Origin of the sequence: Streptomyces sennicomposti, assembly GCF_019890635.1 — a bacterium.
In the GTDB taxonomy this organism is placed as follows: domain Bacteria; phylum Actinomycetota; class Actinomycetes; order Streptomycetales; family Streptomycetaceae; genus Streptomyces; species Streptomyces sennicomposti.
In genome coordinates this window covers 1-16098 of the sequence record NZ_JAIOAB010000063.1, presented here as the reverse complement: position 1 = coordinate 16098, position 16098 = coordinate 1, and the positions used below count along the sequence as shown (strand labels likewise).

Here is a 16098-nt window from a genome sequence, read left to right as displayed (position 1 = left end):
GCCCGGACGCGAACAACCCCGATACCACCGGCACTTCGGAGGTGACGTCATGAGCGTCCAGACCCCGGCCGTCGCCGGCCACTGCGACGAACTCCTCGTCGCCCTCGGCCGGTTCCGCGCCTCCGCGCACATCACCCAGCGCTGGGGCGAACAACTCGCCGCCGTCCTCGTCGGCGGCGGCCGGCTGCTCGCCGCGGGCAACGGCGGCAGCGCCGCCCAGGCCCAGCACCTCACCGCCGAACTCGTCGGCCGCTACCGCGACGACCGGCCGCCGTTCTCCGCGATCGCCCTGCACGCCGACACCTCCAGCACCACCGCCATCGCCAACGACTACGGCGTGGACGAGGTGTTCGCCCGCCAGGTGCGCGCCCACGGTCGCGCCGGGGACGTGCTGATGCTGCTGTCCACCAGCGGCGCCAGCGCCAACCTGCTGTCCGCCGCCGACGCGGGCCGGGCCGCCGGGATGCGCGTGTGGGCGCTGACCGGACCCGCGCCCAATCCGCTCAGCGCGGGCAGCGACGAGACGCTGAGCGTGGCCGGGGCGTCCACCGCCACCGTGCAGGAACTCCACCTGGTGGCCGTGCACATGGTGTGCGCCGCCTTCGACGCGGCCGTCGAGCGGGCCGGGAGGTGACATGACGGGCAAGGCACCCCTGGTCGTGGTCGGCGACGCCCTGCTGGACCGCGACCTGACCGGACACGCGGACCGGCTCGCGCCCGACGCGCCCGTACCGGTCGTCGCCGACTGCGACGAACGCGTACGGCCGGGCGGCGCCGCGCTCGCCGCGTACCTCGCCGCCCGCGACGGCCGCGAGGTCACCCTGATCACCGGCCTGGACGACGGACCGGCCGGACACGAGCTGCGCCGGCTCCTGGAACCCTGGCTGACCCTCGTCGCGCTGCCGATGGCCGGCGAACTGTCGGAGAAGACCCGGGTGCTCGCCCAGGGCCGCCCCGTCGTCCGCCTCGACCGCGGCGACGGACGGGCCCGCGAGGCCACCGCCGAGGCCCGCGCGGCGCTCGCCGCCGCCGCCGCGGTCCTCGTCTCCGACTACGGCCGGGGCACGGTGGACGCGCTGCGCCCCGAACTAGCCCGGCGGCCCCCGGTGGTGTGGGACCCGCACCCGCGCGGCGGCCCGCCCGTGCCCGGCACCCGCCTGGTCACCCCCGCCCGCACCGAGGCCCGCGCCTTCGCGGCCGCCCTCACCGGCGCGGACGCCGCCGAGGCCGATCCGCCGGGCGGCGACGCGGGCGGCGGCGAACTGCGCGCCGCCGCCCGCGAGGCCGCCGCCCTCGTCCGGCACTGGCGGGTCGCCGCCGTCACGGTCACCCTCGGCCGGCGCGGCGCCCTGCTCTCCTACGGCGAACACCCGCTGCTGGTGCCGGTGAGCGCCGCGCACCACGGCGACCCGTGCGGCGCGGGCGACCGCTTCGCCGCCACGGCCGCCGGACTGCTCGCCGACGGCGCGCTGGTGGGGGAGGCCGTCGAGGGCGCCGTCACCGCGGCGACCGCGTTCGTCGGCGCGGGCGGCGCGGGCGCCGTGCTCGGCGCCGCCCCCGCCCCGGACGCCCCGCACCCGGACGAGGACCCGGCCGCGCTGATCGCCCGGGTCCGGGCGGCCGGCGGCACGGTCGTCGCCGCGGGCGGCTGCTTCGACCTGCTGCACGCCGGCCACGTCGGCCTCCTCCAGGCCGCCCGCCGCATCGGCGACTGCCTGGTCGTCTGCGTCAACTCCGACGCCTCGGTACGCCGCCGCAAGGGCGACGGCCGCCCGGTCAACCCGCTCGCCGACCGGACGCGCGTCCTGCGGGCGCTGGCCTGCGTGGACGCGGTCGCCGTCTTCGACGAGGACACCCCCGAACGCCTGCTGTCCGAACTCCGCCCCGACGTCTGGGTCAAGGGCGGCGACTACGCGGGCGCCGACCTCCCGGAGGCCGCCCTCCTGGACGCATGGGGCGGCCAGGCGGTCCTCCTCCCGTACCTGGACGGCCACTCCTCCACAGCCCTCATGGCGCGGGCGGCGGAGGGGGCGCGGTGAGCGGGCGCGCGGAGCGGGCGACGGCCGGGGCGACCCCGCCGGGCGGGACCGCCCGCCGGTCCGACCGGCCGTCCCCGCCGGGCGCACGCCCGGCGTCCGTGGCGCGCCCGCGCCCGGTGGCCGCCGCCGACGGTCGCGCGGCTTCGGAAGCGGCGTCTGCGGGGCGGGAGCGGCGACCTGGTGAGGCCGGTTCGTGGGCTGGGCGAGTGTCCTCGGGCGTGGGGGCGGCACGGGCCGCGTGTCCGGGGCGACCGCCCGGCGACGACAGGTTCACGACCGGTGGGGCCGAGCGCGCGGGCCGCGATCGACAGCGAGTCGAGGCCGGCCCAGCGGCCGACCCGTTCCCGCCGGGTGCACCCCCGGCGTCCATGGCGCGCCCGCGCCCGGCGGCCGCCGCCGACGGTCGCGCGGACGCCGAAGGAGCTTCGCCCGCGTGGCGGGGTGCGGGGCCGCTCGTCGGGGGCGGGGGTGCGCCTGGCCGAGTTGTGCTCACCGGCCGCGACCGGCGGGCCGGCGAGGCCGTTCTGCGGGCCGGGCGTGTCGCCCCCGTGAGCCGGGGAGCGGCGGGGGCGGCCAAGAGCGGTGCGCCGGGCGGGGACGGGCGGGCGGCCCGGGCCGTCGCCTCCCCGGGCGGGACCGGGCGGGACGCCGGGGCGGCTCCCCGGCTGCTGGTCCTGCGCGCCCTCGGGCTCGGGGACCTGCTCGCCGCAGTGCCCGCGCTGCGCGCGCTGCGGCGCGGGTTCCCGGGGTACGAGATCGTGCTCGCCGCGCCCGGCGGCCTCACGCCCCTGGCGCTCGCCAGCGGGGCCGTGGACCGGGTGCTGCCCGCCGCCGCGCCCGGCCGCGCCGTGCCCGCCGCACTCGACTGGACCGGACCGCCCCCGGACGTCGCCGTCGACCTGCACGGCAACGGGCCGCCCAGCCATCTGCTCCTCGCCGGTCTGCGCCCCGGACGCCTGTTCGCCTTCGCGCACCCCGACACGCCCGGCATCGACGGCCCGCCCTGGTACGCCGACGAGCACGAGCGCGACCGCTGGTGCCGGCTGCTGCGCTGGTACGGCCTCGACGCCGACCCCGCCGACCTGCGCCTGCCCCCGCCCACCCTGCCGTCGCCCGCCCCCGGCGCGGTCGTCCTGCACCCCGGCGCCGGTTCCCCCGCCCGCTGCTGGCCCGCCGACCGGTTCGCCGCCGTCGCCGGGGCGCTGCGCGCCCGCGGCCGGCACGTGGTCGTCACCGGGGGAGCGGACGAGGCCGACCTCGTCGCCGGCCTCGCCAAGGAAGCGGGCCTGCCCGACGCCGACGTGTTCGGCGGCGGACTGCCCCTGGACCGGCTCTCCGCCCTGGTCGCCGGCGCCCGCGCCGTCGTCAGCGGCGACACCGGCATCGCCCACCTCGCCGTCGCCCACGCCACCCCGTCGGTGACGCTGTGCGGCCCGGTCCCGCCCGGCCGCTGGGGCCCGCCGCCGGGCGACCCGCGCCATCGCGCCCTGTGGCACGGACCCGAGGGCGACCCGCACGGCCGCCGCCCCGACCCCGCCCTGCTGAAGATCACCGCCGACGAGGTCCTGGACGCCCTCGACGCGCTTCCCGAGCCGTCGAACCGACCCGAGGGGACCAGCCCATGGAACGCTCACCGATAGGCGTGGTCATCGCCACCCGCGACCGCTCCGCCTCCCTCGCCGTCACCCTCCGCCACCTGCTCGCCCTCCCCGAACGCCCCGAGATCGTCGTCGTGGACAACGCCTCGACCGACGACACCCGCGCCCTCGTCGCCCGCGAGTTCCCGCGGGTCCGCGTGGTCGCGCTGCCGTCCAACCGGGGCGCCCTCGCCCGCACCCACGGGGTGCGCGCCCTGCGCACCCCCTACGTCGCCTTCAGCGACGACGACTCCTGGTGGGCGCCCGGCGCCCTCGCCGAGGCCGCCCGCCTCTTCGACGCCCACCCCCGGCTCGGCCTCGTCGCCGCCCGCACCCTCGTCGGCCCCCGGAACGAACCCGACCCGCTCAACGAGGTCCTCGCCGCATCGCCGCTCGGCCCCGCCGTCGACCTCCCCGGCACCCAGGTCCTCGGCTTCCTCGCCTGCGCGAGCGTCACCCGCCGCACCTCCTACCTCGACGCCGGCGGCTTCCACCCGCTGCTGTTCTTCGGCGCCGAGGAGACCCTGCTCGCCTACGACCTGGCCGCCCGCGGCTGGGGCGTCACCCACTGCCCCGAGGTCGTCGCCCACCACCACCCGTCCCAGAAGCCCCGCCCCGGCCGCCCGGCCGCCCAGCGCCGCAACGAGGTCCTCACCGCCTGGCTGCGCCGCCCCCTGCCGCACGCCCTCGCCCGCACCCGCGACCTGGCCGCCGACGCCCGCCGCGACCCGCAGGCCCGGCGCGCGCTGCACGAGACGCTGACCCGGCTGCCCGGCGCCCTGCGCGCCCGCCGCCCGCTCCCGCCGCACCTGGAACGCGCCGCCCGCCTGCTCGACACCGACCCGGCCGGCACACGCGGGCGCCCGGGCACCGACGCGGCCGGCACACCCGCCGCGGACGCCGCACGCACGGGGGACGCCGCCGGCACGGCGGACGCCGCCGCGGGCCGCCGGGCGCGCGCCCACCTCGGAGGCGCCCCATGACCGACCCCCGCACCACCGTCGTGGTCATCACCCACAACCGGCGCCCCGAACTCCTGCGCACCCTCGACCGGTTGGCCGAACTCCCCGAACGCCCCGAGATCGTCGTCACCGACAACGGCTCCACCGACGGCACGGCCGCCGCCGTGGCCGCCCGCCACCCCGGCGTACGGCTGCTCACCCCCGGCCGCAACCTCGGCGCGGTCGGCCGCAACCTCGCCGTACGGCACGTCCGCACCCCCTACGTGGCCTTCTGCGACGACGACTCCTGGTGGGCGCCGGGCGCGCTGTCCGGCGCCGCCGATCTGCTCGACCGGCACGCCGCGCTCGCCGCCGTCACCGCCCGCATCGTCGTCGAACCGGACGGCACCGAGGACCCGATCGTCGAGGAACTGCGCAACTCACCTGTCCCCGGCCCGAGTTGGCTGCCCGGACCGGCACTCGGCTCCTTCCTGGCCGCGGCGACCGTGCTGCGCACCGACGCGTTCCGCCGGGCCGGCGGCTTCCACCCGCGCCTGTGGCTCGGCGGCGAGGAGGAACTGCTCGCCGCCGACCTCGCCGCGGCCGGCTGGTGGCTGACGTACGCCGAACACCTGACGATCCATCACCAGCCCTCGGTCGTACGGGACTCCACGCGCCGTCGCCGGGACGGCATCCGCAACACCCTGTGGTTCACCTGGCTGCGCCGCCCGGTACGCCCCGCCCTGCGCCGCACCCTGCACCTGGCCCGCACGGTCCCGCGCGACACCGCCTCCCTGCGCGCCTTCGCCGAGGCCGCCGCCGCCCTGCCCTGGGTGCTGCGCGAGCGGCGCGTGCTGCCGCCGGAGGTGGAAGGCCGCTTCCGGCTCCTGGAGGACAGCCAGCGCAGCTCGAAGGCCCGCTGCTACACGGGGTGACGCACACGTGCGCACACGGACGTGAGCCCCGCCGCCCGAAGTGACGGCGGGGCTCACACACCCCTTGCCCCCGTGGGCGGACGCCCGCGTTCAGCCCGCCCGCGACCACCGCCGGCACAGCAGCCGGAAACCGGCGAACAGCGCCACCGGCCACACCGCCGCGAACGCCCAGACCACCCCCACCCGCGAGGTCACGATGCCTGCGGCCAGCAGCCCGAGGGCGACCGCGAGCAGCACCACCACCGTCATCGGATGCGGGGCGTAACCCGCCACTCTGGAGAGGTCGGGACGGCGCCGCGGCCGGACCGTGCGCAGTCGCCGGGCCAGCCGGCGGTCACGGTTCAGGGCGCGCTCTATCTCGTCCAGGATCTTCTGCTCATGCTCGGGGAGTCGGCTTGTCGACACTGTTGCTCCTACGGGGGGACCGACCGGCCTGACGCGTCCTCTCCCGTGTGCCCCGAGGGCCGTTCGGACTAACCGCCGCCCGCCGCCCGCAGCGCCGCCACCAGTTCCTCGGCCCCGTCGCGCCCCGCGCCCGCCGGGAACCCCTCGCCGCAGCGCCGCGCGGCCTCCCGCCCGCAGGTCAGGCACCACTTCCACCAGCGGTCCAGCTCGGCGGCGCCGTCCTCGGCCAGCCGTTCGGCGGGCACCAGCGCGGGCCAGCCGCAGGCCCGCGCCTGCGCGGTCACCTTCGCGCCGCCCTCGACCGGGTCCACCGCCAGCGCGGGCGTCCCGGCGCGCAGCGCGAGCACCATCCCGTGCAGCCGGTCGGTGACGACCAGGTCCAGCCGCCGCAGCACGGCCTCCAACTGTGCGGGCGTCGCGCACAGCCGCCAGTCGCGGGTGTCGAGCCGGGTCTCCAGCTCCAGCCGCGCGCAGTCCTTGCCGTGCAGCCAGCCGGTCAGCCGCCGGGCCACCGCGTCGTGCCGCCGCGCCGCCCCGTACTCGTGCTGTCCGTGGGTGAGGATCACTCCGACGACGGGCCGGGCGGGCAGTCCGGGAGCGGCGGCCGCCAGGTCCGGGGCGGGCTCGGCGCCGGGCGCGTCGCGGGCCAGCACCCGGTGGAAGCCGGTGACCGCCGGGCCGTGCGGGTCGATCACCGAGGTGCCGACCGCGATCCGCCGGCAGTGCGCGAAGCGGCGGTGCAGCTCCTCGATCTGCGGCCCGTGCAGCGGACCGCACACGAAGACCAGCCGCCCGTACCGCTCGGGCGCCACGTCCGCCAGATGCGGGGCGTCCGGCCGGAAGCCCGGGCTCCAGGCGACGTCGTATTCCAGTCCGGCACGCCGCAGCACGTCCTCCACCCGCCGCAGCGCGAGCACGTCCCCGGCGGTCGCCTCGCCGTCCGGGAAGCTGAACCAGCCGGTGAGCAGAATCCGTGACCTGTCGGGTTCATGTGGTTCCTGGTGCACAGTGCGCCCGGGTGCCCGCACCGCCGCCCGCCATGCACCGCCCTCGCCCGCCCGGCTGACGGCGGTGCGGGGCGGGCGGGAGCCGCGGCGGGCGGAGCGGAGGCGGGTGTCGCGGAGGCGAGCACGCCCGGGCGCGGCGACGTGCCGCGTCAGGCGTCCTGTTCCTCCTCCTCCGAGGCGAGACTCAGCTCCACGTCCACCACTCCGTCGTCCTGGAACAGCTCGGACGCCAGCCGCCCGGCGTCCGCCGTGCCCTCCAGCCGCAGCAGCACCCGCGCGGCGGCGTCGGTGCGGCCGGGCAGCCGGTCGGCCTTCACCTCCACGATGCGGAACCCCCGCTGCGTGCACGCCTCCATCAGCCGCGGCAGCAGCGCACGGCCGGTCAGATACGTCAGCCGCACCTCGACCGTCGCGGGCACGGCGCCCATGGTGCGCCCGGACAGGTACGGGTAGCCGCGCACGACGAGGAAGTGCAGCGCGGTCGTCGTCAGCGCCAGGATCGGCAGCCCGCCGCCGCACGCCATGCCGACCGCGCAGGTCAGCCAGATGGTGGCGGCGGTCGTCAGCCCGCGCACGGCGTCCCGCCGTACGAAGATCAGACCACCGCCGATGAAGCCGATGCCGGAGACGATCTGCGCGGCCACCCGGGACGGGTCGAAGGAGACGTGGTCCAGGCCCAGCACATTGGTGAACCCGTGCTGGGACACCTCCATCATCAGGGCGCTGGCGACCCCGACCAGGGTGTGGGTGCGCAGCCCGGCGCTCTTCTGGTGGGCCTCCCGCTCCCAGCCGATCAGGCTCGACAGCAGCAGGGCGAGCCCCAGTTCGGCCAGTTGGCGCAGTCCCTGCCCATTGGCCACGTCCCACAGCGGAACGGCGAGCCCCGGCATGCGTCTCCCTTCGTCGGTCCCCGCGCCTCGACGGCGGCCCTGCGGCCCCGCCGCCCATTGTGTGGCCGCCGGGGTGCTGCCGGGGTACCCGGCGCGGGAGATCGGAAGCGAAATCGGACAGGAGGCGCGCCGGTGCCACGAATGGACGCGGAACAGGCGCGGCGCAGGTTCACGGCCGCCCGGGTGGCCCGCCTGGCCACGGTGGACCCGGCCGGACGCCCCCGGCTGGTCCCGGTGGTCTTCGCCGCGTACGGCCCGGAGGCCCTGGACGGCGCCGACGCCACGCACGGCACGGACGCCCCGCACGGCACCGGCGCCCCGGACGGCATCCCGTACGGCCCGGACGCCCCGAGAGGCGCCGACGCCGCCCCCTACGGCCTGGTGACGGCCGTCGACCACAAGCCCAAGCGCACCACGCGGCTGGCCCGGCTGGCCGACATCGAGGCCACTCCGGCCGTCTGCCTGCTGGTGGACTCCTACGACGAGGACTGGGACCGGCTGTGGTGGGCCAGGGCCGACGGCACCGCCCGGATCGTCCCGCCCGACGCCCCCGACCCCGCCGTACGCGCACGGCACACGGCGGCGCTCGCCCGGCTGCGCGACAAGTACCCGCAGTACCGCGCCGCCCCGCCCGGCGGCCCGGTGGTGGACATCGCCGTCCACCGCTGGAGCGGCTGGCGGGCAACGCCCCCGCCCGCTGCCCCGCCCGCCGGACCGCCCGGCTGACGGCCCGCGTTGTTTGGGCCGGCCGGATACGGTTACGCGGCGCGCGACCGGTCGTCCACGGTTCCGACCCGGGAGGTGCCCATGACCCGGCTGGTACGCGACGTGATGTCACCCGGCGCGGTGGCCGTCGAACCGATGACCACCCTGGACCACGCGGCCCGCGTGATGCGCGAGCAGAACGTCGGCGACGTGCTGGTCGCCTACGACTGCGATCTCTTCGGTGTGCTCACCGACCGCGACATCGTCGTACGGGCCGTGGCCGCGGGCGACGACCCGCACACCACCACCGCCGGTTCCGTCTGCACCCGGCCCCCGGTGGTCACCCTCACCCCCGACGACACCACGGACCGGGCGGCCGAGCTGATGGGCCAGTACGCCGTACGCCGGCTGCCCGTCGTCGAACACGGCGGCTGCCCGGTGGGCATGGTGAGCCTGGGCGACCTGGCCACCACGGAGGGCCCGCGCTCGGCCCTGGAGGACATCAGCAAGGCCGACCCGAACCGCTGACGGCGGCCGGAAACGACCGACCGCCGAAGCCGTAGGGCGTAGGGCGTAGGGGAGACCGCCCGCCGAAGCCGTGGCAGAGAACGAACGACCGCCGAAGCCGAGTCAAGGCGAAGGGAAGCGACCGTGCACGACGCCCCACGTTCCGGCACCGAGCCGCGCCACGCGCGCAGTCCGCTGCGGCTGCGCCGCCTGCTGTCCGGAGTCTTCCTGCCCGTCTTCGCCGTCGTCGCCGCCCTGTTCGCCTACTGGGCCACCCGGTCCGGTCCCGGCGACAGCCCCGGAAGCACGGTCCTGGCCACCCTGGCCGGCATCTGCGCGGCCCTCGCCCTGATCGCCGCCGTGGACCTGCTGGTCGTCGGCCGCCGACTGCACTCCGGCCGGGGCCGGGCCGTCTGACCCGGGCAGCGGGGATCGCGGACCGGACCTGTCCGCCGGGCAGCACGGACCGGACCCGTCCGCCGGGACATCGCGGACCGAACCTGTCCGCAAGGGTCGTTAGCGTGCGGGCCATGAGGAAGACGACGACTCCACAGGCCCCCGTCCTGGACGCCCGCGCGCTCAACCGGGCCACCCTCGCCCGGCAGTTCCTGCTGCGCCGCTCGCCGCTGGACGCCGGGGCCGCCGTCGCGCATCTCCTCGGCCTCCAGGCGCAGAACACCGAGCCGCCGTACTACGCCCTCGCGGCCCGCCTCGACGGCTTCACGCCCAGGGACCTGTCCGGGCGGCTCGCCGCGCGCGAGGTGGTCCGCATCGTCACCCTGCGCTCCACCCTCCACGCCCACACCGTCGACGACTGCCTCACCCTGGCCGCACTCGCCCGGCCCGCCCGCGAGCGCGAACTCGGCCTGTTCCGGGCGGGCCTCGCGGGCGTCGATCTCGACCGGCTCGCCGCGCTCGCCCGCGAACTGGTGGAGAGCGAGCCGCGCACCATGGCGGAGCTGCGCACAGCGTTGTCGGCGGCGTGGCCGGACGCCGATCCGAGGGCCCTCGCCGTCGCCGCCCGCTGCCGGCTCCCGCTCGTCCAGGTCACCCCGCGCGGGCTGTGGGGCAGGAGCGGCCGGGTCGCCCTCACCACCGCCGCGCACTGGCTCGGCCGGACCGCCGACCCGGAACCGGCCGGGGAGAGCGCGGTGGACACGGCGGTACTGCGCTATCTCGCCGCGTTCGGCCCGGCCTCCGTCCAGGACATGCAGACCTGGGCGGGACTCACCCGGCTGCGCCCCGCCTTCGAACGGCTCCGGCCGCGCCTCGCGGTCTTCCAGGACACCCACGGCGTCGAACTGTTCGACCTCCCCGAGGCTCCTCGCCCCGACCCGGACACCCCGGCCCCGCCCCGCTTCCTGCCCGAGTACGACAACCTGCTCCTCTCGCACGCCGACCGCACCCGGGTGGTGCCGCCCGAGCACAAGGGCCGGGCCCGGCGGGGCAACCAGGCCTACCGCACCCTCCTGGTCGACGGGTTCCAGGCCGGGCTGTGGACGCTGACGGACGACGCACTGGTCGTCGAGCCGTTCGGAGAGATCGACGCCGCCCGGTGGGCGGAGATCGCCGCGGAGGGCGAGCGCATGCTGGCCGCCCTGCACCCGGGCCGGGCCTGCGACGTCCGGATCGGTGACGTGGCCGGGCGGTGAGGGAGGGCACCCGAGGAAGGGGCCGGGTCAGGCCCCGGAACGTGGAGAGGGGGCGTTGCGGGCCGCTCGTGGTGGCTCGCAACGCCCCCTGGTATCGCACCCGGGGGGTTCCCCCGGGAACCTTCAGGGGCCGACCTGCGCCGTGACCGCGCCGGAGAAGGTGGTCATCCGGGTGTAGACACCCGGATGACCGGCCTCCGCGCAGCCGTTGCCCCAGGAAGTGATCCCTGCCAGGACGCCCCCGACTAGCAGGGGACCGCCGCTGTCGCCCTGGCAGGTGTCTGTGCCGCCGGACTGGTATCCGGCGCAAACCATGTCGCTCGCGACGAAGTCGGAGCCGTAGGCGCTCTCGCAGTCGGCGTCGGACGCGACCGGGACGGTCGCGGTGCGCAACTGGTTCGAGGAGCCGCCGCTTTCGGAGGTGGTGCCCCAGCCGAGGATGCGCGCGGTGGTGCCGGCCGCGTACACGCCCGTGTCGGTGGGGGAGACGTACGCCGCCGGGGCGTACGGCATCGCCGTCGCCAGCGTCAGCACGGCCACGTCGTCCCCGCTGGCCGCGTCGGTGTACTCGGGGGCGACCCAGATCGACTCGACCTCGCTCACCGTGCCGTCGGTCCCGTCCAGATACGTACGGCCGCCCACCACGCGGACGTTCCCGGCGCTCTCGCCCGCCACGCAGTGCGCCGCGGTGACCACCTTGCGGGCCGCCACCAGGGTGCCGCCGCAGTACTGGTTGCCGGCCGTGTCCGTGAGCTGCATGACGAACGGGTACGCGTCCGTCGTGGTCGTGGTGCCGCCGACGATGGGCTGCGGGGCGTCCACGGGACGGGGGTCGGCGGTGGCGGTGGGGGCGGTGAACAGGGCGGTCGCGGTGGTGGCGGCGCCGGTGGCGAGCGCGGCGGCGGTCCGTCCGCCGCGCGTCCGAGTGGCGCGGGTGAGGCCGAGCATGCGTCTCCTCGTGGGGCCGGCCGATGGGGGTCGCGCGGGTGGGGTGGAGCACGGAAGTCCTGGGGTCCGGGGCGGACTCCCGTGTGCCCGGGCGATCGGCACGCCCCTTACGCTAGGGCCGGGCCCGCCCGCGTCCAATGAGGGAACCCCCTAGGCCCCCCGGTCAGGGAAAACCCTCGGTCTCCCAACCGGCGCTGCGGGCAGTGCGGTTCGGGCCGATCCGGTCCGGCCCGGGCAGGCTACGGCCCGCACCCGGCCCACCATGACCACACCGTCCGATTCCGGCCGCCCGACCGGACGCGGCGTCACGGCCCGCTTCCGTCCGAGCCGGGGCCGCTCCCCGACCGATTCCGGCCGTTCCCCGGCCGTCGTCGGCTGGTCCCGACCACGCTCGGCGGGTCCCGTCCCGACGAGGCTCGGCCGGGCCTGGCTCCCGGCCCGATCCCGGCCGCGCGCAGCCGAGTTGGAGCCTGCCAGTCCTGCCGCTCCCGTCCGGTACCGGCCGTTCCCGGTCGAGTGGGAGCCGTCCCGGCGGACACGCCGAACGCGGCAGTTCCCACCCGACCCCGGCTGTCCGCAGCCGAGTTCGGTCCGGCCGGTTCTGGCCGTTCCCGTCCGCTCCTGGCCAGTCCCGTCCGGTTCCGGCCGAGTTCGGGCCGCTCCCGACTCGCGCCGACCGCGCCCGGTGGGACGAGGCCCTCACCGTCCGGCACCGGCCGCTCCCTTCCGGCACGGCGTTCCCGGCCGCACCCGGTCGGATGCGGCCGCACCGGTTCACACCCGGCAGCCCCGGCCGGAACCCGCCGCCGGGACCCGACCACGAACCGCCGCGACCCGACCCGGACCCGACCGAGAGCCAGCCTGAACGCGGCCGAGAGCCAGCCCGGCCCCGGTCGGAAGCCGGCCCGGACCCGATCGAGAGCCGGCCCGGACCTGGCCGAGAGCCAGCCGAGCCCCGGCCGAGAGCCGGCCCGGCCTCGGTCGGAAGCCGGCCCGAACCTGAGCCGAGAGCCAGCCGGGACCCGACCGAGAACCCGCCGAACACCGACCGAGAACCCGCCCGGAACCGGGCGTTCGGCGGCGACCGGTCGTTCGGCCGTAGCCGCCCGGCAGGGCTTCCTCACTGGTTCCGTGGTTCCACGCGCCCCAGTCAACCCGCACCGCGCTCACTTCGCGCGTCGGCCCGCCGCCAAACGGACGATGTCCACCCGCGAACGGATGCCCAGCTTGCGGTAGACCCGGGTCAGGGTCGCCTCGACCGTCTTGACGCTGACGAACAGCCGCGCGGCGATCTCCCGGTTGGTCGCGCCCTCCATGACCAGCGAGGCCACCTGACGTTCCATCGCCGCCAGCCCCTCCAGGACCGCGAGCCCGTCCAGCACCGCGGGTCCCTCCAGGGCCGCGGACGGCCCCTCCGGCACGGCCGCCGCGGCCGGCGGCCGGACCGGGCGGGCGCGGGCGGCGGCCTCCGCGCTCCGCAGCCAGGGCTGCGCCCGGCAGCGCCGGAACAGCCTTACCGCCTCGTCGTAGGTGGTCGGCCCCGGCGCCGTACCGCCCCCGCGCGAGCCGGCGCCCGGCGCGGCGGGGCGCGTGCGCAGCCGGGCCAGCGCGAACGCGGCCCGCGCCTCCTCCAGGGAGTTCCCCAGCTTCGCCAGCCGGTCCTGCGCCGACGTCAGCTGCGCGAGCGCCGCCTCGGTCTCGCCGCGCGCCGCCCGGACCAGGGCCTCGGCCCGGTCCAGGACGGCCAGCACGCTCTCCCGGCCCAGCCGCAGCGCGTGCTCCCGCGCCACGTCCACCACCTGCTGCGCCTCGTCCACCTCGCCGACCTGCACCAGCGCCTCGGCCAGGTCGCCGTGCCAGCGCCCGCGCGCCGGGTCGGTGATGCCTAGCCCCAGCTCCAGTTCCCGCACCCGGCGCAGCGCGTCCACCGCGGCCTGCGCGTCCCCGGCGACGAACTGCGCGTAACCGAGGGCGGCCAGGGCGCGCGAGAGGTACATCAGGTCGCCGTCCTCCTCGGCGTGCCCCACCGCCTCCCGGGCCAGCGTCAGCGCCCGCCCGGTGTCGCCGCCGGAGGCCTCGGCCAGCGAGGCCAGCATCGCGGAGGCGCCCTCGCCGATGCCGGTGTCGCGGGCCAGCCGCAGGCTCTCCCGGGCCAGGTCGAGCGCGCGCCCGCAGTGCCCGGCCAGCAGTTCGGTCTCGGCGTGCGAGCGCAGGAAGTGCACCTCGCTCTCGACCATCCCGCGCCGCCGCACCTCGCGCAGCAGCGCGGTGATGGTGGCCCGCGCCTCGGTCAGCCGGCCGTTCATCAGCAGCCAGCGGAACCGGGCCGAGCCGACCCCGTTGTGGTGGCAGGCGACGTAGTCGTCCTGCGGTTCCGCCAGCGCCCGCTGGGTCGTCGCGGCGGCGTCGGGGTGCCCCATCAGGGTCTCGGTGGAGGCCTGGTGGGCCAGCGACATCAGCTCGGTGCGCCGGTCCCCGGCCCGGGCGGCCAGTTCGGCGGCGTGCGCCGCCTCCTGCCGGGCCTCGGCGAAGTCGCCCGCCACGATCAGCGCCCGCCAGGCCAGCATGTAGTGCACCAGGCCCAGCAGCCGGGGGTCGTCCCCGGCGTCGGCGAGGGCCTGCGGGAAGACGGCGTCCACGTCGCCGAGTGCCTGCCCGGCCGCCTCGATCACCACCATCCACGCCCGCACCCGGTCCGCGGGCACGGTGGCCCGGGTCAGCACCTCGCGGGCGATGTCGCGGGCGAGGTCGGTCTCGCCGGCCGTGATGGCGTCCTCGGCGGCCTGCAACCGCCGCTCGTCCGGGGCGGGTTCGCCGTCGGCGGGGGTGTGCCGGGCGGCGAGCAGCCCGAGCGAGGCGGCCGTCGAGGGCGCCCCGCGGTCCCGGGCCAGGGCGGCGGCCTCGGCGAGCCGGGCGGCCACCTCCGGGTCGGCGCCGGTGCTGGCCAGGGCCAGGTGCCGGGCCCGCTCGATGGGGTCGGAGGCGGCGGTGGACAGCGCGGCGTGCGCGGCCCGCCGCTCCTGCGCGGGCGCCTCGGCGTACAGCGCGGCCGAGATCAGCGGGTGCGCGAACCGTACGGCAGGTCCCTCCGGCTCGGTGGCCAGCAGGCCGAGTTCGGCGGCCTGCGCGCACTCGGCCTCGGCGTTCTCCCGGCCGGCCGCGTGCAGCAGGGCGGGGGTGGGGCGGGCGCCGGCGCTGGCCACGAGCAGGGTGCGGCGGGCCTCGTCGGACAGCATCTCCAGGCGGCTGAGCACCAGGGCGCGCAGCGAGGTCGGCACCGGCAGCGGCTCGCCCGGCCGGGGCGTGGCGGGCGTCTCGGCCAGCGCCCGGCCGAGTTCCAGCGCGAACAGCGGGTTGCCGCCGCTGGTGCGGTGGATCTCACGGACCGTGGAGCGGGGCAGCCCGGTGTAGCCGCGCTGGTCGAGCAGCGCGGAGACCTGCGTACGGCTGAGCGGGCCGAGCCGCACGGAGAGGGTGTCGGGCGGGCACGGGGGTCCGCCCGCCCGGGCGAAGTCGAGCGTGGAGGAGCGCAGCTGGCGGTCGTACTCCTCGTCCTCGGTGCGCACCGCGCACAGCATCTGCACGGGGGTGCCGCCGAGCCGGCGGGCGGCGAAGCCGAGGAGTTCGGCGCTGGCCGAGTCCAGCCACTGGAGGTCGTCGGCGACGAGCAGGACGGGGCCCTGGGCGGCCAGCGCGCGCAGCGCGGAGAGCACCGCCAGGCGCAGGGCGAGGCCGTCGCGCTGGAGGGTGGACTCGCCGCGGCCGGTGAGCGCGGACTCCAGCGCGGTGCGCTGTGCGGCGGGCAGCGCACCGGAGACCTCCTCCAGGACCAGACCGAAGAGGTCGGCGAGGGCCAGGAACGGCAGGTGCGATTCGGACTCGGTGGCCGAGCAGCGCAAGACCGTGCGGGCGGTGGGCGCGTATTCCGCGGCCAATGCCCGCAGCACGGTGGACTTTCCTATTCCGGCCGGGCCGTGCAGCAGCACACTGCCGCCGCGGGCGAGCTGCTCGCGGGCCGCCGCCGACGGCTCCTCCTGGCCGATGACGAGGTCGGAGCGGCAGCTCGCAGGGCCCTTGAAGTCCCGTCGCACGGTCACCGCTCCCCTCGAATGTCGTGTTCGGGCCAAATTCTAGGCAACGTGCCCTTGAATTTCGGGCGATCGGGGTGGTGAGGGAAATAACAGCGGCCGGCGCACCGCCTAATGAAAACCCAGGCGAATGAATACGAACCCCACACGGACAGCCCTTCGAAGGTACCCCCACGACCCACCCGACGGTACTCCGCCCGCACCGCCCGCCGACGCCGCTCACCGTCCCCGCCCCGCCTCCGCCGCACGCGCGCCGCCCCGCGCCGTACGGCATCGGACCCGCGCCCCACGGCCCCGCGAGCCGCGCTCCACGACACGGAACCGGCCGTACGCCGACGCCCCGC

Annotated in this window: 14 protein-coding genes; 9 read left to right on the top strand and 5 right to left on the bottom strand. The window is 77.3% G+C overall.

What is annotated here, in order from left to right:
• Positions 1–49: 49 nt before the first annotated feature.
• From K7787_RS26420 to K7787_RS26400, 5 genes are all read left to right on the top strand, one after another.
• Positions 50–634, top strand: a complete 585-nt coding sequence (locus tag K7787_RS26420; protein WP_164388157.1) for a D-sedoheptulose-7-phosphate isomerase — start codon at positions 50–52, stop codon at positions 632–634.
• Between the two features lies 1 nt (position 635).
• Entirely contained in the window at positions 636–2039 is a 1404-nt protein-coding gene (rfaE2, locus tag K7787_RS26415; protein ID WP_223003186.1) for a D-glycero-beta-D-manno-heptose 1-phosphate adenylyltransferase, read from the top strand.
• A 548-nt stretch (positions 2040–2587) separates the two neighbouring features.
• The gene (locus K7787_RS26410) at positions 2588–3679 is read left to right on the top strand and encodes a glycosyltransferase family 9 protein (protein ID WP_308036479.1); all 1092 of its coding nucleotides are present in this window, start codon (positions 2588–2590) and stop codon (positions 3677–3679) included.
• Entirely contained in the window at positions 3661–4659 is a 999-nt protein-coding gene (locus K7787_RS26405; RefSeq protein ID WP_223003185.1) for a glycosyltransferase family 2 protein, read from the top strand. Before K7787_RS26410 ends, K7787_RS26405 begins: the two co-directional genes overlap by 19 nt.
• Positions 4656–5552: a glycosyltransferase family 2 protein gene (locus K7787_RS26400; protein ID WP_223003184.1), complete on the top strand. Its 897-nt coding sequence runs from the start codon at positions 4656–4658 to the stop codon at positions 5550–5552. The genes K7787_RS26405 and K7787_RS26400 overlap by 4 nt, the downstream gene beginning before the upstream one ends.
• A gap of 90 nt (positions 5553–5642) precedes the next feature.
• On the opposite strand, the gene K7787_RS26395 is transcribed toward K7787_RS26400, so the two are convergent.
• The 3 genes from K7787_RS26395 to K7787_RS26385 form a co-directional block, all read right to left on the bottom strand.
• Entirely contained in the window at positions 5643–5957 is a 315-nt protein-coding gene (locus K7787_RS26395; RefSeq protein WP_223003183.1) for a DUF3040 domain-containing protein, read from the bottom strand.
• A 68-nt stretch (positions 5958–6025) separates the two neighbouring features.
• Positions 6026–6964: a polysaccharide pyruvyl transferase family protein gene (locus K7787_RS26390; protein WP_308036478.1), complete on the bottom strand. Its 939-nt coding sequence runs from the start codon at positions 6962–6964 to the stop codon at positions 6026–6028.
• A gap of 149 nt (positions 6965–7113) precedes the next feature.
• A complete protein-coding gene (locus K7787_RS26385) occupies positions 7114–7854 on the bottom strand; it encodes an MgtC/SapB family protein (RefSeq protein ID WP_164389105.1) in 741 nt (246 codons plus the stop codon).
• 141 nt (positions 7855–7995) lie between these two features.
• On the opposite strand from K7787_RS26385, the gene K7787_RS26380 reads away from it, so the two are divergent.
• From K7787_RS26380 to K7787_RS26365, 4 genes are all read left to right on the top strand, one after another.
• Positions 7996–8580, top strand: coding sequence for a TIGR03668 family PPOX class F420-dependent oxidoreductase (locus K7787_RS26380; RefSeq protein ID WP_247721311.1), 585 nt, complete (start codon positions 7996–7998; stop codon positions 8578–8580).
• A gap of 81 nt (positions 8581–8661) precedes the next feature.
• Positions 8662–9087: a CBS domain-containing protein gene (locus tag K7787_RS26375; protein WP_223003180.1), complete on the top strand. Its 426-nt coding sequence runs from the start codon at positions 8662–8664 to the stop codon at positions 9085–9087.
• Positions 9088–9210: 123 nt separating this feature from the next.
• Entirely contained in the window at positions 9211–9483 is a 273-nt protein-coding gene (locus tag K7787_RS26370; protein WP_009191349.1) for a DUF6343 family protein, read from the top strand.
• A 113-nt stretch (positions 9484–9596) separates the two neighbouring features.
• On the top strand, positions 9597–10718 hold the full coding sequence (locus tag K7787_RS26365) for a winged helix DNA-binding domain-containing protein (protein WP_223003179.1): 1122 nt from the start codon (positions 9597–9599) through the stop codon (positions 10716–10718).
• Positions 10719–10841: 123 nt separating this feature from the next.
• On the opposite strand, the gene K7787_RS26360 is transcribed toward K7787_RS26365, so the two are convergent.
• On the bottom strand, positions 10842–11666 hold the full coding sequence (locus tag K7787_RS26360) for a S1 family peptidase (protein WP_164389109.1): 825 nt from the start codon (positions 11664–11666) through the stop codon (positions 10842–10844).
• A gap of 1166 nt (positions 11667–12832) precedes the next feature.
• Complete coding sequence (locus K7787_RS26355; protein ID WP_223003178.1) at positions 12833–15763, bottom strand: helix-turn-helix transcriptional regulator; 2931 nt, start codon at positions 15761–15763, stop codon at positions 12833–12835.
• Between the last annotated feature and the right edge of the window lie 335 nt (positions 15764–16098).